Raw genomic sequence first — 14,860 nt, 5'->3', positions numbered from 1 at the left:
ACCATTGCCGTGCACGTGCGTGGCCAGCAACATGGACGATTCGGGAGGTGATAATTTTGCAGTCAGACATGCAGCCGATACTGGAAGTATCACATATCACAAAAACATTTCATGAGCATGGCGGCAGGCGGTTTTGTGCAGTCAACGACATTTCCCTTACTGTGAGACCGGGCGAGTGTGTTGGAATTGTCGGAGAGAGCGGTTCTGGAAAGTCGACTCTGGCACGCATTGTTACCCGCCTGGTCTTGCCGGACAGCGGTTCAGTAAAGCTGTGCGGAACGGAGCTGACTACAGCAAAGGGAGCTGCCCTGCGTGCGGCTTACCGGAACATAAAGATGATCTTTCAAGAGCCGAGAAGCTCGTTTGATCCGCGCTTAACACTGGGGGAAAGCATTTGCGAAGCCCTAAAGTTGGTCATGCCGGACAAAAAAGCACGCAGGGAAGAGGCTGGGCGGCTGCTTTGCAGTGTCAGCTGGATGAAAGCTTTCTCGGCCTTTACCCGGGACAGGTCAGCGGCGGGGAATGCCAGCGTGCCGCGATCGCGCGGGCGCTTGCACAAACCCCAAAGCTTTTGATCTGTGATGAAGCGACCTCTGCGCTGGATGTGTCTGTGCAGGCGCAGATCATAGCGCTTTTGAATGAGATCCGGCAGAATCAGCAACTCTCAATTTTATTTATTTCTCACGATCTCGCACTGGTCAGCAGCTTTTGCGACCGGCTTTATGTTCTTTATAAGGGAAGGGTTGTAGAAGAAGGGGAGACTGCGCAGGTGATCCAAAACCCCAGACAGCCGTATACGAAAAAACTGATCGATTCGGTGCTGTCTGTGTAATGGCAATAACGGTGTAAATTAATAGGGCAGAAAGTGTAGGAATTGCTAATTACCTGCGTATTCATTTCGAATTGCAGGAATGGAAGATATTAGAAAAAGGAAGATATCCGAAGATATTTACAGAAAGGAAATTTTGTAATGTTAACACAGGAACAGATCAACAAAGACTGGACCGTCCGGTCTGATAATTATAACAATTATGTTGAGGAGGAATTTGCCACGGACCGTCCGAAAAAATGGCTGGAACTGATTGAGTCCCAGGCACCGGACAGCCGTCCGCTCCGGATTCTGGATGCCGGATGCGGTCCGGGCTTTTTTTCTGTCCTGTTATCAAAGGCCGGACACCAGGTGACGGGCATTGACGGTTCCGAAGGAATGCTGGAGCACGCCAGAAAAAATGCGGAACATTACAGGGTATCACCGGAGCTTTTGAAGGGAGATTTCGGTGCCCTGCCATTTCCAGACGATACCTTTGATCTGCTGGTCAGCCGGAATGTGACCCACATCATAAGAGAGCATCTGAAGGTATACGGGGAGTGGCTGCGGGTCTTAAAACCGGGCGGTGTGCTCCTGATCTTCGATGCCAACTGGCATCTGCCGTATCAGCTGGGACCGGTGCGGGACGAGGCGATCCGCCGCGAGCGCGAAGGTCTGGAAAAATACGGAAGGGGCTATACCCATGACGGTTCCTACGAATACATCGACAGTGAACTGGAGCCGGAAAATTACCGGGTATTCGGAAACGCGCAGCGCCCGGATTTCGACATGGGCGTGCTCAGACAGCTCCCGTGTACCGATATCTCCTTTGTGCGGGATGTCACGAAAGAACTCTGGAGCGAACGCGAGAAGTTCTTTTACGCCGCAACACCGCTGTATATGCTGCGGGCGGTGAAAAAACGGACGAAATAGGGGGATATTTATTTGGAAAAGCGGAGAAAATTTCAACACAAAAGAAAGCGCTTTTGATCACGGGTGCATGACAGACGGGAAAAACATTTGCAATCCGGCAGTATGCGAAAAGCACAGGGAAAAATCTGGCTGAAAGAAGCCGGTGTGGCATTGCCGGTGTATTGTGCTTCGGAACCAGCATTGCGGCGTTCACAAAATCTTCACAAAAAAATTAGCACTCAACTATTGACAGTGCTAACAATGCGTGCTATAGTACATGTAGAACAAAGGAAAGGGATACAGAGGGAACAAAGAAAGAGGTTCCCGGAGATCCCTGAAAGATCCTGGTTCCAAAGAAACAAGGTTAAGCATAGAAAAGCATAGATAGAAAAGGAGAGATGACTTATGTTAATGCCGAGTATTTTTGGTGAGGATATGTTTGATGATTTTATGAGAGATTTTCCATTCTTCGATGAGAACGCTGGAAATAAGATAGAGAAAAAACTTTACGGACGTCATGCAAAGAACATGATGAAGACCGACATTAAGGAACTGGAAGGTGGCTATGAGCTGGAGATGGATCTTCCAGGATTCACCAAAGACGAGATCACCGCAGAGCTGAAGGATGGTTACTTAACCATCAGCGCATCCAAGGGACTTGATAAGGACGAGCAGGAGAAAGAAACCGGTAAGTACATCCGCCGCGAGCGTTATGCCGGTGCGTGCCAGCGTTCCTTCTACGTTGGTGAAGACATCACTGAGCAGGATATCAAGGCCGAGTTCAAGCACGGCATCCTGAAACTGTTTGTTCCGAAGAAGGAAGCACAGCCGAAGGTAGAAAATAAAAAATACGTAGCCATTGAAGGCTAATACAAATGACTGAAACTTCCCCGGAAAACAGTAAGGCTGCCTGGCCGGGGAAGAAACCGCAGCCATAATTATAGAAGACTGAATTTGATAATAAGTAAATTTTAGATAGATAAAGGAGAGATGACTTATGTTAATGCCGAGTATTTTTGGTGAGGATATGTTTGATGAATTTATGAGAGGCTTCCCGTTCTTCGATAACAGCGCAGAGAACAACGTTGAGAAGAAACTATATGGTCACAACGCCAAGAACGTTATGAAAACCGATATCAAAGAGCTGGAAGGCGGCTATGAGCTGGAGATCGATCTTCCGGGATTCACGAAAGAGGAAGTCACCGCAGAACTGAAGGATGGCTATTTAACCATCAGTGCCGCTAAGGGACTTGATAAGGATGAGCAGGAGAAAGAAACCGGTAAGTATATCCGCCGTGAACGTTATGCCGGTGCGTGCCAGCGTTCCTTCTACGTTGGTGAAGATGTGACCGAGCAGGACATCAAGGCAGAGTTCAAGCATGGTATGCTGAAGCTGTTTGTTCCGAAGAAGGAGCAAAACCGGCTGTAGAAACCAAGAAATATGTTACCATTGAAGGCTGATGCGTAAGCAGGCTGAGATGGCAGCAGAACCGCATGAGAGAAAGTGAATAAAAAGTCCACGGGCCAGTAAATGTGCTGGTCCGTGGACTTTTTGCGTGCTTGTAAAAGCCAGCGTCCGGTTGCTGTCCCATATCTGCATTTGGAATCTTAAGAAAAAAGTTTCCTTTCTTCATAAAACGATGACAATTTGGACACAATTTTATTGTTCAATAGGAGTGGCTGTAGAGATAGACACAGTTACAGATCGCATATGCATCAGCAGCCGGAAATGTTTTCAGATCGAGGAAAAACAGATTCCGTCTGCTGAAAAAGAAAGGTTGGTTAAAATGAAAAAAAGAGTATTGATTATGATGAGTACCGCAATGGTCATGGTATTTGCAGCAGCTTGTTCTTCAAAAAATACCCCGTCTGCTACAGCAGGTGAGACAACGGCTGCAGTGGCAGAGACAACACAGCAGGAGACCACAAAGGCAGAAAGCACAGCCGCTGCTGAGAGTCTGAACACAGATGAAGCAAAGGATTCAGAGGAATCTAAGGCAGATTCTGCCGCAGATCAGGAAGAAGCAAGCATGACAGGCACGATCAGCGATATCAAGGATTTCATGTTTACCATCACATTTGATGGTCAGGATTACGGCTTCAGCTTTGATCAGAATGAGAAGCCGCAGGGGTTAGACAGTGTAAAGGATGGTGATACCGTGATGGTAACCTATACCGGTACGGTAAATACCGTGGATGCCTTCACCGGAAAAATCCTTTCTGTTGAAAAAGTAGACTAAGAGGAAAACGTTTGGCAGGTCTGTACAGTGAATGTTCAGATCTGCCAAATAACATTATATGCTTCAGGAAGCACTGTAGGAATCTACCGTAATGGTATAGCAGCTGCTTCCTTTTTTTATTACCGTTCCGTCCCTCTTTTTGATGGTGACGTTTGCGCTGCCTTCACCGCCGTTGTCATCCGGTCCGCCCTTGCCGTCCGGCACTTCTTTGCCATCTGGCGCGCCATTTCCGTTATTGTTTTCATTCTGTCTGTCCTGATCTTTGTTTGATGTGCCTAGTATAAAGAACAAAGCTTAAATTCACAAAATGTTCATAAAAACAATAAAATTCTGATAAAATGAGAAAAAAAGAAATATTTTGCAACAAATCAACTGTACGAGTACGTAAAAAAATGGTATGATGCAAGAAAGAAAATAAACTGGGAAACAGCTTTATCGTTGAGTTTTAAGGATAATAGAGTAATGATCAGACAAAATCTCATATAAAGGGGGAACCAATCATGGCAGATTATATTATGGCACTGGACGCGGGGACAACCAGCAACCGCTGTATTCTTTTCAATAAAAAGGGCGAGATCTGCAGCATGGCGCAGCGGGAATTTCACCAGTATTTTCCGCAGCCGGGCTGGGTGGAGCATGACGCGGATGAGATCTGGGCCAGCATGCTGGGGGTGGCCGTGGAGGCCATGAGCCGCATCGGCGCAGAAGCAGCAGACATTGCGGCAATCGGTATCACCAATCAGAGAGAAACCACCATTGTATGGGATAAGGAGACCGGAGAACCCATTGCCCACGCCATTGTCTGGCAGTGTCGCCGCACCGCAGCCTATTGTGATTCCCTGAAGGAACAGGGCTATATGGACAGCTTCCGGAAGAAAACGGGACTTGTTATTGACGCGTATTTTTCCGCTACCAAGATCAAATGGCTGTTAGATCATGTGCCGGGAGCAAGGGAACGTGCGGAAAAGGGTGAGCTTTTGTTTGGCACCGTGGAAACCTGGCTGATCTGGAAGCTGACCAGGGGCGCGGTACATGTAACCGATTATTCCAATGCTTCCCGCACGATGCTGTTCAATATCAATACGCTGCAGTGGGATGATGAAATCTTAAAGATTCTGGACATTCCGAAATGCATGCTGCCGGAGCCAAAGCCGTCAAGCTGCGTATACGGAGAGACAGATCCTTCTTATCTGGCGGAGCCATTCCCATTGCCGGGGCTGCAGGTGACCAGCAGGCGGCACTGTTCGGTCAGACCTGTTTTGAGGCGGGTGAAGCGAAGAATACCTATGGAACAGGCTGTTTCCTGCTCATGAATACCGGAGAAAAGCCGGTATTCTCCCGAAATGGGCTGGTCACCACCATTGCCTGGGGACTGGACGGAAGGGTAAATTATGCGCTGGAGGGTTCCATCTTCGTAGCCGGGGCGGCGGTCCAGTGGCTGCGGGATGAGCTGCGGCTGATCGATTCGGCAGAGGATTCCGAGTATATGGCAAAAAAAGTGAAGGATACCAACGGCTGCTACGTGGTTCCGGCCTTCACCGGCCTTGGGGCGCCGCATTGGGATCAGTACGCCAGAGGAACTATTGTGGGTATTACCCGGGGCGTGAACAAATACCACATCATCCGGGCCACGCTGGAGTCTATCGCCTACCAGGTACACGACGTACTGGTGGCCATGAAAGCGGATTCCGGTATTGACCTGACTTCCCTGAAGGTAGATGGCGGAGCCAGTGCAAACAATTTCCTGATGCAGACCCAGGCAGACTTCATCCAGGCACCGGTCAGACGCCCGGCCTGTGTGGAAACAACAGCCATGGGTGCGGCCTATCTGGCAGGTCTGGCCGTCGGTTACTGGAAGAATCAGGAGGAAGTTAAGGAAAATCAGGAAACAGACCGGATCTTTATGCCGGAGCTGGATGAAAAGACCCGCAGGACCATGGTCCGCGGGTGGGAGAAAGCAGTGCGCTACGCATACGGCTGGGCGCGGGAACGCTGAGTGCCACAACAGGATCAGGCTGTCGGAAGTGCAATTTGGCGATAAAAAACACCGGAGCGCTGGGCAAAAGGCTCAGGACTCCGGCGGTGCAAAAAAGTCGCGTTCAATAAACAGGCATACACTGTCGACAAAGCTGTCCGGATCACAGGGTTCTTCCTGATCGAGATAGCATTGTACAATATTAAAATAGAAATCTGTCATCAGGCTGGTGAATATAGGGGCAGGAAGCTTCAAGCGGTAGCCCTTTTGTTCAGCAGCCTGAATTTTATCATTCATAATGCGGATGAGGCCGGTGCGGATGATGCGCATCAGGTCACCATCCTGATTGGCACGGTAGATTTTCTGGTACAGAATCCGGTTCTCGCCGATAAGACGCAGCAGGATCAGCAAGAAATCCCGCACGGAAGAACGGTTGATGAAATACATGACATCTTCATCCAGGCCAAGCTCATCTACCATGGAGCCAAGGCAGTAATGGAGCAGGTCATATTTATCCTCAAAATAGCGGTAAAACGTAGACCGGGAAATCAACGCGGTATTGCAGATGTCGGTCAGTGTGAGCTGTTCAAAGGGCAGGGCTGCAAGCTGGGAAAAGAGAGCACCCTTTAAAAGCGCATAGGTGCGGCGTGCGGTAATGCTGGTTTTCCGGGATGTAGACTGTGCCATGATAACCTCCGTGATTGATGAATTTGCGCATGAAAAACAGAACGGGTTCATAATGTATAATTCTGGACAAATCTAAAAAAGATGTTTCATTATGAACATTCCAAATAAAACTGATACTTGTGTATTTTAACATATACATAGATAATAATGCAAGAAAATGAAGCGGAATTCAGGAGGTTTCTATGGATTATCGAGATAAATTGCACAAAAACAAGGGGTTCTTAACGACTCCTATAGGTGTCGCATTTTTGGCGGCAGGACTCATGCTGCTGTCTTACCCGGTGCCGGTGCTGGCGGCTGCTTCTACCATTGAGGCAGGAAGTGGTGCTGTGGCAGAGACAAAGCCGGCGTCTGTATATGGAACGACAACAGTAATCGATTCAGAAGAAACAGAAACGGCTCGCGCAAACTGGATAAAGGAGGGGGACGACTGGTATTATCTCCTGCCAGACGGAAGCAGGAACCGGCAGGATCTCCAGTTTGACAATGCCCTTTATAAATTTAACTGGAACGGCTCTTTAAAGACTGCCCAGTGGGTACCGAATACCGGCGGCGGTGCTTATCCGGTGTTCTGTTACGATGAGGAAACACAGTTCTTGTTCGATCAGCTAAATGACGAGAAGCGGGATCTGTATTTTGAGGAATACCCGGACCGGGAAGAAGACTACAGTGGTGATGAAAAGACGCAGTACGACCGTTATGCCGGATTCCTCATGGATGAAAAGCTGAATCAGGCAGCAGCTTACCGTCTGGAAGCGGCTCTGGTCAATGGCTACAGCGGTGATGCGATTCCCGGTGAGGGAACCTTAAAGAATTACCTGGAAAAAATTTCCTACCGGAAAAATTCCAGCTGCCGGGAACTTTACCTGCGGGGGCGGGAGGATGCGGATGACGCCTTTGACAAGCTCATCGGCAAGACTCAGGACAAATACGATTCCAGCGGAAAACGGAAAGATTCCCTGGAGTATTACCGGCGTATCGGCATGGCGCATGCGGAGAAAGACGGAGAACACTATTTTATGGTGATCCTGATGCGGTAGAAATGAAAAGAAAAAGGGAAAGAGGAGCAGAGATCAGATATGAAAGACAAAAAATCTCTGAAAGAGAAATTGAAAGCGCATCTGCCCCACAAAAGGGGAGTGGAAGAGCAGCAGAAGAAAGGCACGGAGGATACCGGCTTTACCATTCGCCTGGCGCGTTTTATCATTGAAAAGCGTGCCTGGATCGAGTCGCTGTTCATTGCGGGCTGTATTTTCAGTGCGGTAGCCATGCTGTTTGTGAATGTAAACTACGATCTGACAAAATATGTTCCTTCCACGGCCCAGTCCAGCATGGGACTGGATGTGATGAAGAAGGAGTTTGGATATCCGGGAACAGCCCGGCTGATGCTAAAGGATGTAAGCCTGTACGAGGCGAAGCAATATAAAGATAAGATCCAGGCCATTGACGGTGTGGATCAGGTCCTCTGGTGCGACACCACGGTCAATGTCTATGCAGGAGAAGATTTCATCAATATGGATGATATCAAAGACTACTACAAAGACCGCTGTGCGGTTATGGATATCACTTTTGATGAGGAATCAGATTCCCCGAAGACCGAGACAGCTATCGATGAGATGAAAGCCATCACCGGAGACAAGGGCTGTTATGTCGGTATGGCAGTGCAGAACAAATCCCTGATCCAGACTACCCATGAGGAGATGAACAAGATCCTGGTGGTCGCGGTCATCATGATTTTTGTGGTACTTTGTCTGGCGACCACTGCATGGACAGAGCCGATCCTGTTTTTGCTGGTTATGGGTGTGGCAGTACTTTTGAATAAGGGAACCAATATATTCATCGGTACGATTTCCTTTCTGACCGATAATGTAGCCATCATTTTACAGCTGGCGACCTCCATGGACTATTCCATTTTCCTGCTGGATGCCTACATGAACTGGCGTGATACCGGACTTTCGGAGGAGGAAGCAATCGTCAAGGCAGTTGAGGAAGCGATCAACTCCATTTTTGCCAGCAGCCTGACTACCGTAGTCGGTTTTCTGGCGTTAGTTACCATGAAATTCAACATTGGCTTTGATATGGGACTGGTTCTGGCAAAGGGTATCATATTCAGTCTGCTGACGGTGGTACTGTTCATGCCGGCCATGATCCTGAAATTTACCAGATGGAATGATAAGACCAAGCACCGTTCCTTCTTTCCGGACTTTACAAGGCTTGGAAGGGGCGTGTACCGCATCCGTTATCTGGTTCTGGCGGCAGTGCTTCTCATTACCCCGCCTGCTTATGTGGCTCAGCAGATGAACAATTTTCAGTACGGAAACAGCGCTGTGGGCGGTGCTCCGGGAACTCAGGTATATGCGGATGACCAGGAGATCACCGCAAAGTTCGGCCGAAGCAACATGATGCTTCTGATCTATCCGAACACGGACCCGGTGGCAGAAAAGAGGCTGTCCGATGAACTGGAAGATCTTCCATATGTAAAGAGTGTAACTTCCATGGCCAACACACTGCCGGAGGGCATACCGGAGGATTTCCTTCCGGATTCTACCGTCAGCCAGCTTCACACGAAGGACACGGCACGGATGCTTTTATACATAAGAACCAAGGGCGAGAGTGACAAATCCTTCGAATATACGGATCAGATCCGGGATCTCATGAAGAAATATTATCCGGAGCATTCGTACGTGGTCGGAGAGACACCGTCTACCCAGGATATAAAGGAAACAATTACGGACGATAACGCCCGGGTAAATCTGCTGACACTGCTGGGCGTATTCCTGGTTGTAGCCTTCAGCTTTAAGTCAGTGCTGATCCCAATCGTGGTCATGATCCCGATTGAAGTTGCCATCTTCATTAACATGGCGGTTCCGTATGTGCAGGGCGTGGATATGATCTACATGGGCTACATTATTGTCAGCAGTATCCAGATGGGTGCGACGGTAGACTATTCAATCCTGCTTACCAACAATTATATCGCGAAGCGTGCAACACTTTCGAAGAAGGAGGCCTGCATTGAGGCGGTGACCCGGTCCTGTTCCTCTATTTTTACATCCGGCGGCATTATCACCCTGGCAGGATATATTGTATATCTGATTTCTACGACGGCGGCCATTGGAGATCTGGGACATCTGATCGGACGAGGAGGCTTCCTGAGTCTGATCCTGGTACTGACGCTGCTTCCGGCACTTCTGGTGCTGACCGACGGACTGGTCATTGAGAAAAAATGGAAAGGCTCCAGAAGAAGAATCCGCGAGCGCTATGTGACCAGAAGGCAGCAGTTCCATGAGCGGGCAGAGCAGATCCGGACGAAGCTGGAAGAACACAGGAAAGAGAAATAAGGGCAGCAGGAGGAGAATGTCATGAAGAAAAGATATCAGAGACTGGGTGTCATGGGGCTGGCGGCAGTTATGGCATGTACCGGCACGGTTCTGCCGGTGCTTGCCGGCCAGGCATCTGTGGCTGTGGATGAAAATATGTATGTAAACCTGGATTACTATGGAAACGTAGACCGGGTCAATGTGGTGAAGGGCTGTGATCTGAATGGCCAGACCACGTTCACCGATTATGGCAATTACACAGCGGTGACCAATATGTCCGATTATACGGAGCCGGTCATTGAGGGAAACAAGGTAACCTGGAACGTGTCGCCGGATTACAGGGGACGCTTCTATTATAAAGGTGAGCTGGATGCGAAGAAGGTGGCACTCCCATGGAATTTTGATGTTTCCTATAAGCTGAACGGTGTGCCGAAAAACGCAGACGAGCTGGCAGGCGCTTCCGGACTCATTGAGATCCACATTGACGCGAAGTTTAACGACAGCGCGGATGTGAATGAATATTATAAGAACAACTTTGTTCTGGCTGTAGCAGTTATGGTGGATACCAATGACTGTTACAGCCTGGAAGCAGACGGCGCTCAGAAGCAGACCATCGGCGGCAACAGCGCCGTTGTGTTTACGGCGCTTCCGGGTGAGGATGGAGACTTCACCGTCCGCATCGGCACCGACAGCTTTGAGACCAGCGGCGTGTTCATGGCCATGACTCCGTTAACCGGCAGTGATTTAGAGCACGTGACCGACTTAAAGGAGGCAAAGGATACCTGGAAAGAGAGCGGTGATCAGATGCACGACAGCATGCAGCAGATGGCTTTGTCTGTTGAGGCCATGCGGGACGGCATCCATTCTTTACAGAACGGCATGAACTCTGCGGAGAGCGCAAGACAGACCTGGAGCGGTTCAAAAGACAGTATTCTGGCAGGCAATGACCGTGCGCTTGAGACCTTAAGCGCTGTCTCGGATCAGCTGGAAGCGATGATCCCGCATATCGAGACCGCCAAAGAGGCGGCAGATGTAGCGCATGACAGCCTGGGCGATATCGTAAACACGGTGCGCGAGATGCAGGATCCGTTAAATAAGCTGCACAGTGCACTGAAGGGAATCAAGAGTGGGGCGGAAGATATGTCCGGCCAGGTTTCTCCGCTGAATTCGCTGATGCAGCAGATCATTGCGCTGGACGCAACGCTGCAGGCCAGCGAGCAGGCTTATGTAACGGCTCTTGGAACCATGGGTGTCAGCCTTCAGAATGTGGATGATGACTATTATATGGATGAAGACTGGGAGGTCGATCTTTACGATGACCGTGTTGCCTCCCCGAACAATGCCGGAAGCACCGGCAGTGTATCTGGTGTGGCAGGCGGCATCACCCTGAACCAGCCGGAGCTGCTGCAGACTCTGATGACGAAGAAGGCAGCACTGGAGAAATTGTCCGCAGCCAGCAGCAAACTGGCTTCTGAGCTTTCCGGTCTTTTGGGCGATGTGGCAGATGCAGCCAAATATTCCTCTGAGCTGACCGACAGCCTGGAGATGCTTACCGAGGACACCGCGGCTCTGTACGATTCCATGGACAGCTACTACCCGGATCTGCAGGCAACACTGGATGACTCCGAGGAACTGATGAACCGGACCACCGAGACACTGAACACGAGCCTGAGCACGGCAGCCATCGTGCAGAATACCTTAAAGAGCAGCAGTGACAATCTGGACGCTGCCACCCGCGACAGCATCCGCGGTACCCTGGAGCTTCTGGATAAGAGCTTAAGCGTGCTGGACAGCACCGCTTCCATCCGCCATGCAGGCGTGACCATGAAGGAGGCCATCGATAAGGAATGGGATGACTTAGACGGAGATACCCGTTTTCTGAACATGGATCCGAAGGCGGAGAAGGTATCCTTCACATCCGATGAGAATCAGGAGCCGGAATCCGTGCAGATCATCCTGCGCACCGCAGAGATCAGCCTGGATGATGATGATGAGGTTCTGGATGCGGAGACTGAGGCAGCAAGCCAGAGCCCGCTGCGCCGGATCTGGATCGTGATCGTGAAGATGTGGAAAGCATTTGTGGAAATCTTCCGGAACAGATAGAAAAGCTGTAGATAAAAGGAAAAATGGACAGGGGGTTTAGAAGCATATGAAAGGAAACCGAATCATAACCATAGGCCGTCAGATCGGAAGCGGCGGCAGTGAGATTGGCATGGAGGTGGCAAAACGCCTTGGAATCCAATGCTATGACAGGCAGCTGATCGAGATGGCCTGCAATTACGGAGAACTGGATCAGGATATTCTTGCGGAAGCGGAGGAGAAGCGGCCGAATCCATTTCTTTACTCTGTGCCGCGTCAGATGCAGAATGATAAGACCGGAAGAGGCATTGCCATCAATGACATGGTATTTAACCTGCAGTCGGAGGTCATCCGGCAGCTGGCAGAGAAGGAGTCCTGTGTGTTCATTGGCCGCTGTGCCGATTATGTGCTGCGGGAGCAGCCGGGCGTGACTTCCGTATTTATCTATGCAGACATGAATGTCCGGATCGCGTGTCTTATGGAAAGACGCAGGATCACCCGGGATGAGGCCATTACGCTGATCAAAAAGACTGACAAGAGTCGCCGGAATTACTATGAATGCTATACCGGGAAACGCTGGGGTGCCGGTGCCAGCTATGATGTCACCTTAAACAGTGCGGAGCTTGGCCTGGATACCTGTGTGGATCTGATCTGCAGTCTTTATGAACGGAAGCAGGAAGGAGATGCAAAAGCGTGATGAAACAGACAACAAAACGGCTGCTGCTAAGCATGGCCGCGCTCATCTTATCTGTGGGAGCGGTCTGCACCAGCTATGCGGCATCGGATAAGCGTAAGGTCGGCAAAATGGATCTTGTGTTTGATTCTGACCTCGGCATTGGTGCGGATGGAAATTCTTATTCTGTTACTGTGGATGGCGCGAATACAGACCGCTACTACATCAGTGATACAGAGGTTGTAAACGAGGATTCCGATGATTTCAGTGACAGCAATCCGCCGGAGATAGAAGTGACTCTGGCAGTGGCAGACGAAGATCAGTGGTATTTTGCCAGCGCTTCTTCTGATGCGTTCCGCTTAAACCTGGCAACTTCGTCAAAGAACCGCTATGACAAGGTTCAGTTTGTCAGCGCAAAGCGCTCGGAAAAAAACACAATGCTGACGCTGCGGGTAAAGCTAATTTACGATAAGAAGTCAAAGCTTGATAATCGTTCCGCCATTTCTCTGGCGCAGAATGCGGCATCTTCGTCTGCCGGCTTCGGCTGGGACAGCGCTCATCCGGGCACGGCATCCTGGAATACGGAGAAATCCGCCCGTTACTATCAGATTCAGCTGGTCAGAAACGGCATCGACACCGGCATCATGCGTTCGGTATACAAGAACCACTACGATTTTTCTTCCCAGATGACCGAACCGGGCGAATACCAATTCCGTGTCCGTACTGTGCGCCAGAGCAGCCATAATAAGAGTGAGTGGGTGACCTCGGAGATATGGACAGTGGCCGCAGCGGAAAACGAGGAAAACGGATCGGATGTGGTAAGTGCCGGGACCGAGTAAAACCGGATTGCAAATAGGATATTGAGTTTTGCGTGCGTTTCCTGTATGATGAATGTGCGCAACAAAGAAAGCAGACGGCTGCAGGCGCAGGCGTCTGTTTTTGCAGCTTAGCAACAAAACAGGAGTAGAATATGAACGAACTTACCATAGAAGAATTTAACGCCCTTTCTCCGGACACCTATGTGCTTTACGATATCCGCAGCACGGAGGAGATCAACCATGGTGCCATCAGGGGCGCCATTGCCAGTTCTGCGGAAGAACTGGAGGAAAATCCGCCGGAAGAAAAGGAGAAAAAGCTCATCATCTGCTGCAGCCGCGGACGCGTGAGCCGTGATGTGGCGGATATGCTCTGCGGACAGGGCTATGACGCAGTCAGCTTAAAGGGCGGTTACCTTGCCTGGCTTATGGCTGAGATAAAAAAACAGGAGGCAGATGAGATCTGCGACTCTGTCGAGAAGAGTCTGCGCAAAAAATTTCACAAGAACATTTTCAGCAAATTTGCAAAAGCCATCAACCAGTATGAGCTGGTGAAGGAGGGAGACCGCATTGCGGTCTGTATCTCAGGAGGAAAAGATTCCATGCTGATGGCCAAGCTGTTCCAGGAATTAAAGAAGCACAACAAGTTCCCGTTTGAGGTGAAATTCCTGGTTATGGATCCGGGCTACAGTCCGGAGAACCGCCAGGTCATCGAAGAGAATGCCAGAAAGTTAAAGATTCCGATTGAGATTTTCGAGTCGGATATCTTCGATGCAGTCTACACCATCGAAAAATCTCCGTGCTATCTGTGCGCTCGTATGCGCCGCGGACACCTTTATACCTTTGCAAAGCAGCTGGGCTGCAATAAGATCGCATTGGGACACCACTACGACGACGTTATTGAGACAATCCTTATGGGAATGCTTTACGGCGCCCAGGTTCAGACCATGATGCCGAAGCTCCACAGTACCAACTTCGAGGGCATGGAGCTCATCCGCCCGCTGTATCTGGTACGCGAGGATGATATCAAGGCGTGGAGAGATTATAACAACCTGCATTTCATCCAGTGTGCCTGCAAGTTCACCGACACCTGCACCACCTGCAATAATGAGGAAAACCAGTCCAAACGCGTGGAAGTCAAGGAGCTGATCCGAACCTTAAAAGAGAAGAATCCGTTCGTGGAGAGCAATATCTTTAAAAGCGTGGAGAATGTCAATCTGGATACGGTCGTAGCCTACAAGCAGGGCGGCGTGCGCCATCATTTTCTGGATACCTATGACCGGGAACCGGAGACTGCAAAACCGTGCTGCTCAGACGCTGCAGACGATTAAACGGTCCTCTTTACTTGCGGTAT

General features: G+C 49.8%; 14 protein-coding genes and 1 pseudogene. 13 read left to right on the top strand and 2 right to left on the bottom strand.

What is annotated here, in order from left to right:
• The first annotated feature begins 56 nt into the window (after positions 1 to 56).
• The 6 genes from DXA97_RS20915 (at position 57) to DXA97_RS10575 (ending at position 3,960) form a co-directional block, all read left to right on the top strand.
• Positions 57 to 575: an ATP-binding cassette domain-containing protein gene (locus DXA97_RS20915; RefSeq protein ID WP_279221160.1), complete on the top strand. Its 519-nt coding sequence runs from the start codon at positions 57 to 59 to the stop codon at positions 573 to 575.
• The gene (locus DXA97_RS20910) at positions 572 to 832 is read left to right on the top strand and encodes an ABC transporter ATP-binding protein (RefSeq protein ID WP_243107631.1); all 261 of its coding nucleotides are present in this window, start codon (positions 572 to 574) and stop codon (positions 830 to 832) included. Before DXA97_RS20915 ends, DXA97_RS20910 begins: the two co-directional genes overlap by 4 nt.
• A 138-nt stretch (positions 833 to 970) precedes the next feature.
• Positions 971 to 1,741: a class I SAM-dependent methyltransferase gene (locus tag DXA97_RS10595; protein ID WP_118719970.1), complete on the top strand. Its 771-nt coding sequence runs from the start codon at positions 971 to 973 to the stop codon at positions 1,739 to 1,741.
• 384 nt (positions 1,742 to 2,125) lie between these two features.
• Positions 2,126 to 2,590 carry an Hsp20/alpha crystallin family protein gene (locus tag DXA97_RS10585; protein WP_118719967.1) on the top strand — a complete coding sequence of 155 codons (465 nt, stop codon included), beginning with the start codon at positions 2,126 to 2,128 and terminating at the stop codon, positions 2,588 to 2,590.
• 127 nt (positions 2,591 to 2,717) lie between these two features.
• Positions 2,718 to 3,149 carry an Hsp20/alpha crystallin family protein gene (locus DXA97_RS10580; RefSeq protein ID WP_347561558.1) on the top strand — a complete coding sequence of 144 codons (432 nt, stop codon included), beginning with the start codon at positions 2,718 to 2,720 and terminating at the stop codon, positions 3,147 to 3,149.
• 358 nt (positions 3,150 to 3,507) lie between these two features.
• Positions 3,508 to 3,960 (top strand): hypothetical protein, encoded by a 453-nt coding sequence (locus tag DXA97_RS10575; protein WP_118719965.1) that lies wholly within the window; start codon positions 3,508 to 3,510, stop codon positions 3,958 to 3,960.
• Between the two features lie 63 nt (positions 3,961 to 4,023).
• Here DXA97_RS10575 and DXA97_RS10570 read toward each other — a convergent pair whose 3' ends face one another.
• A complete protein-coding gene (locus DXA97_RS10570) occupies positions 4,024 to 4,251 on the bottom strand; it encodes a hypothetical protein (RefSeq protein ID WP_118719963.1) in 228 nt (75 codons plus the stop codon).
• A gap of 209 nt (positions 4,252 to 4,460) precedes the next feature.
• Here DXA97_RS10570 and glpK point away from each other — a divergent pair.
• Positions 4,461 to 5,956, top strand: a pseudogene (gene glpK, locus DXA97_RS10565) (glycerol kinase GlpK).
• 72 nt (positions 5,957 to 6,028) lie between these two features.
• Here glpK and DXA97_RS10560 read toward each other — a convergent pair.
• Complete coding sequence (locus DXA97_RS10560) at positions 6,029 to 6,622, bottom strand: TetR family transcriptional regulator (protein WP_182431655.1); 594 nt, start codon at positions 6,620 to 6,622, stop codon at positions 6,029 to 6,031.
• A gap of 182 nt (positions 6,623 to 6,804) precedes the next feature.
• Between DXA97_RS10560 and DXA97_RS10555 the strand changes: the two genes are divergently transcribed.
• The 6 genes from DXA97_RS10555 (at position 6,805) to DXA97_RS10530 (ending at position 14,837) form a co-directional block, all read left to right on the top strand.
• Positions 6,805 to 7,662 (top strand): hypothetical protein, encoded by an 858-nt coding sequence (locus DXA97_RS10555; RefSeq protein WP_147355562.1) that lies wholly within the window; start codon positions 6,805 to 6,807, stop codon positions 7,660 to 7,662.
• 39 nt (positions 7,663 to 7,701) lie between these two features.
• Positions 7,702 to 9,960, top strand: a complete 2,259-nt coding sequence (locus tag DXA97_RS10550; protein ID WP_118719959.1) for an MMPL family transporter — start codon at positions 7,702 to 7,704, stop codon at positions 9,958 to 9,960.
• A 21-nt stretch (positions 9,961 to 9,981) separates the two neighbouring features.
• Complete coding sequence (locus DXA97_RS10545) at positions 9,982 to 12,042, top strand: hypothetical protein (protein ID WP_118719957.1); 2,061 nt, start codon at positions 9,982 to 9,984, stop codon at positions 12,040 to 12,042.
• Positions 12,043 to 12,088: 46 nt separating this feature from the next.
• A complete protein-coding gene (locus DXA97_RS10540) occupies positions 12,089 to 12,715 on the top strand; it encodes a cytidylate kinase-like family protein (protein WP_118719955.1) in 627 nt (208 codons plus the stop codon).
• Positions 12,715 to 13,530 carry a hypothetical protein gene (locus DXA97_RS10535; RefSeq protein WP_118719953.1) on the top strand — a complete coding sequence of 272 codons (816 nt, stop codon included), beginning with the start codon at positions 12,715 to 12,717 and terminating at the stop codon, positions 13,528 to 13,530. The genes DXA97_RS10540 and DXA97_RS10535 overlap by 1 nt, the downstream gene beginning before the upstream one ends.
• A gap of 131 nt (positions 13,531 to 13,661) precedes the next feature.
• Complete coding sequence (locus tag DXA97_RS10530; protein ID WP_118719951.1) at positions 13,662 to 14,837, top strand: ATP-binding protein; 1,176 nt, start codon at positions 13,662 to 13,664, stop codon at positions 14,835 to 14,837.
• The last annotated feature ends 23 nt before the right edge of the window (positions 14,838 to 14,860 follow it).

Source organism: Clostridium sp. OF09-36, assembly GCF_003481985.1.
Lineage (GTDB): Bacteria > Bacillota > Clostridia > Lachnospirales > Lachnospiraceae > Brotaphodocola.
The sequence above is the reverse complement of the archived record's forward strand: the minus strand, read 5'-3'. Positions and strand labels throughout refer to the sequence as shown.

What these genes read in the sequence shown, in the direction of transcription:
- DXA97_RS10550 (WP_118719959.1), top strand. Translation starts at nt 7,702, where the DNA reads ATGAAAGACAAAAAATCTCTGAAAGAGAAATTGAAAGCGCATCTGCCC.
- DXA97_RS10555 (WP_147355562.1), top strand. Translation starts at nt 6,805, where the DNA reads ATGGATTATCGAGATAAATTGCACAAAAACAAGGGGTTCTTAACGACT.
- DXA97_RS10530 (WP_118719951.1), top strand. Translation starts at nt 13,662, where the DNA reads ATGAACGAACTTACCATAGAAGAATTTAACGCCCTTTCTCCGGACACC.
- DXA97_RS10560 (WP_182431655.1), bottom strand. Translation starts at nt 6,622, where the DNA reads ATGGCACAGTCTACATCCCGGAAAACCAGCATTACCGCACGCCGCACC.
- DXA97_RS10595 (WP_118719970.1), top strand. Translation starts at nt 971, where the DNA reads ATGTTAACACAGGAACAGATCAACAAAGACTGGACCGTCCGGTCTGAT.
- DXA97_RS10585 (WP_118719967.1), top strand. Translation starts at nt 2,126, where the DNA reads ATGTTAATGCCGAGTATTTTTGGTGAGGATATGTTTGATGATTTTATG.
- DXA97_RS10535 (WP_118719953.1), top strand. Translation starts at nt 12,715, where the DNA reads ATGAAACAGACAACAAAACGGCTGCTGCTAAGCATGGCCGCGCTCATC.
- DXA97_RS10540 (WP_118719955.1), top strand. Translation starts at nt 12,089, where the DNA reads ATGAAAGGAAACCGAATCATAACCATAGGCCGTCAGATCGGAAGCGGC.
- DXA97_RS10580 (WP_347561558.1), top strand. Translation starts at nt 2,718, where the DNA reads ATGTTAATGCCGAGTATTTTTGGTGAGGATATGTTTGATGAATTTATG.
- DXA97_RS10575 (WP_118719965.1), top strand. Translation starts at nt 3,508, where the DNA reads ATGAAAAAAAGAGTATTGATTATGATGAGTACCGCAATGGTCATGGTA.
- DXA97_RS10545 (WP_118719957.1), top strand. Translation starts at nt 9,982, where the DNA reads ATGAAGAAAAGATATCAGAGACTGGGTGTCATGGGGCTGGCGGCAGTT.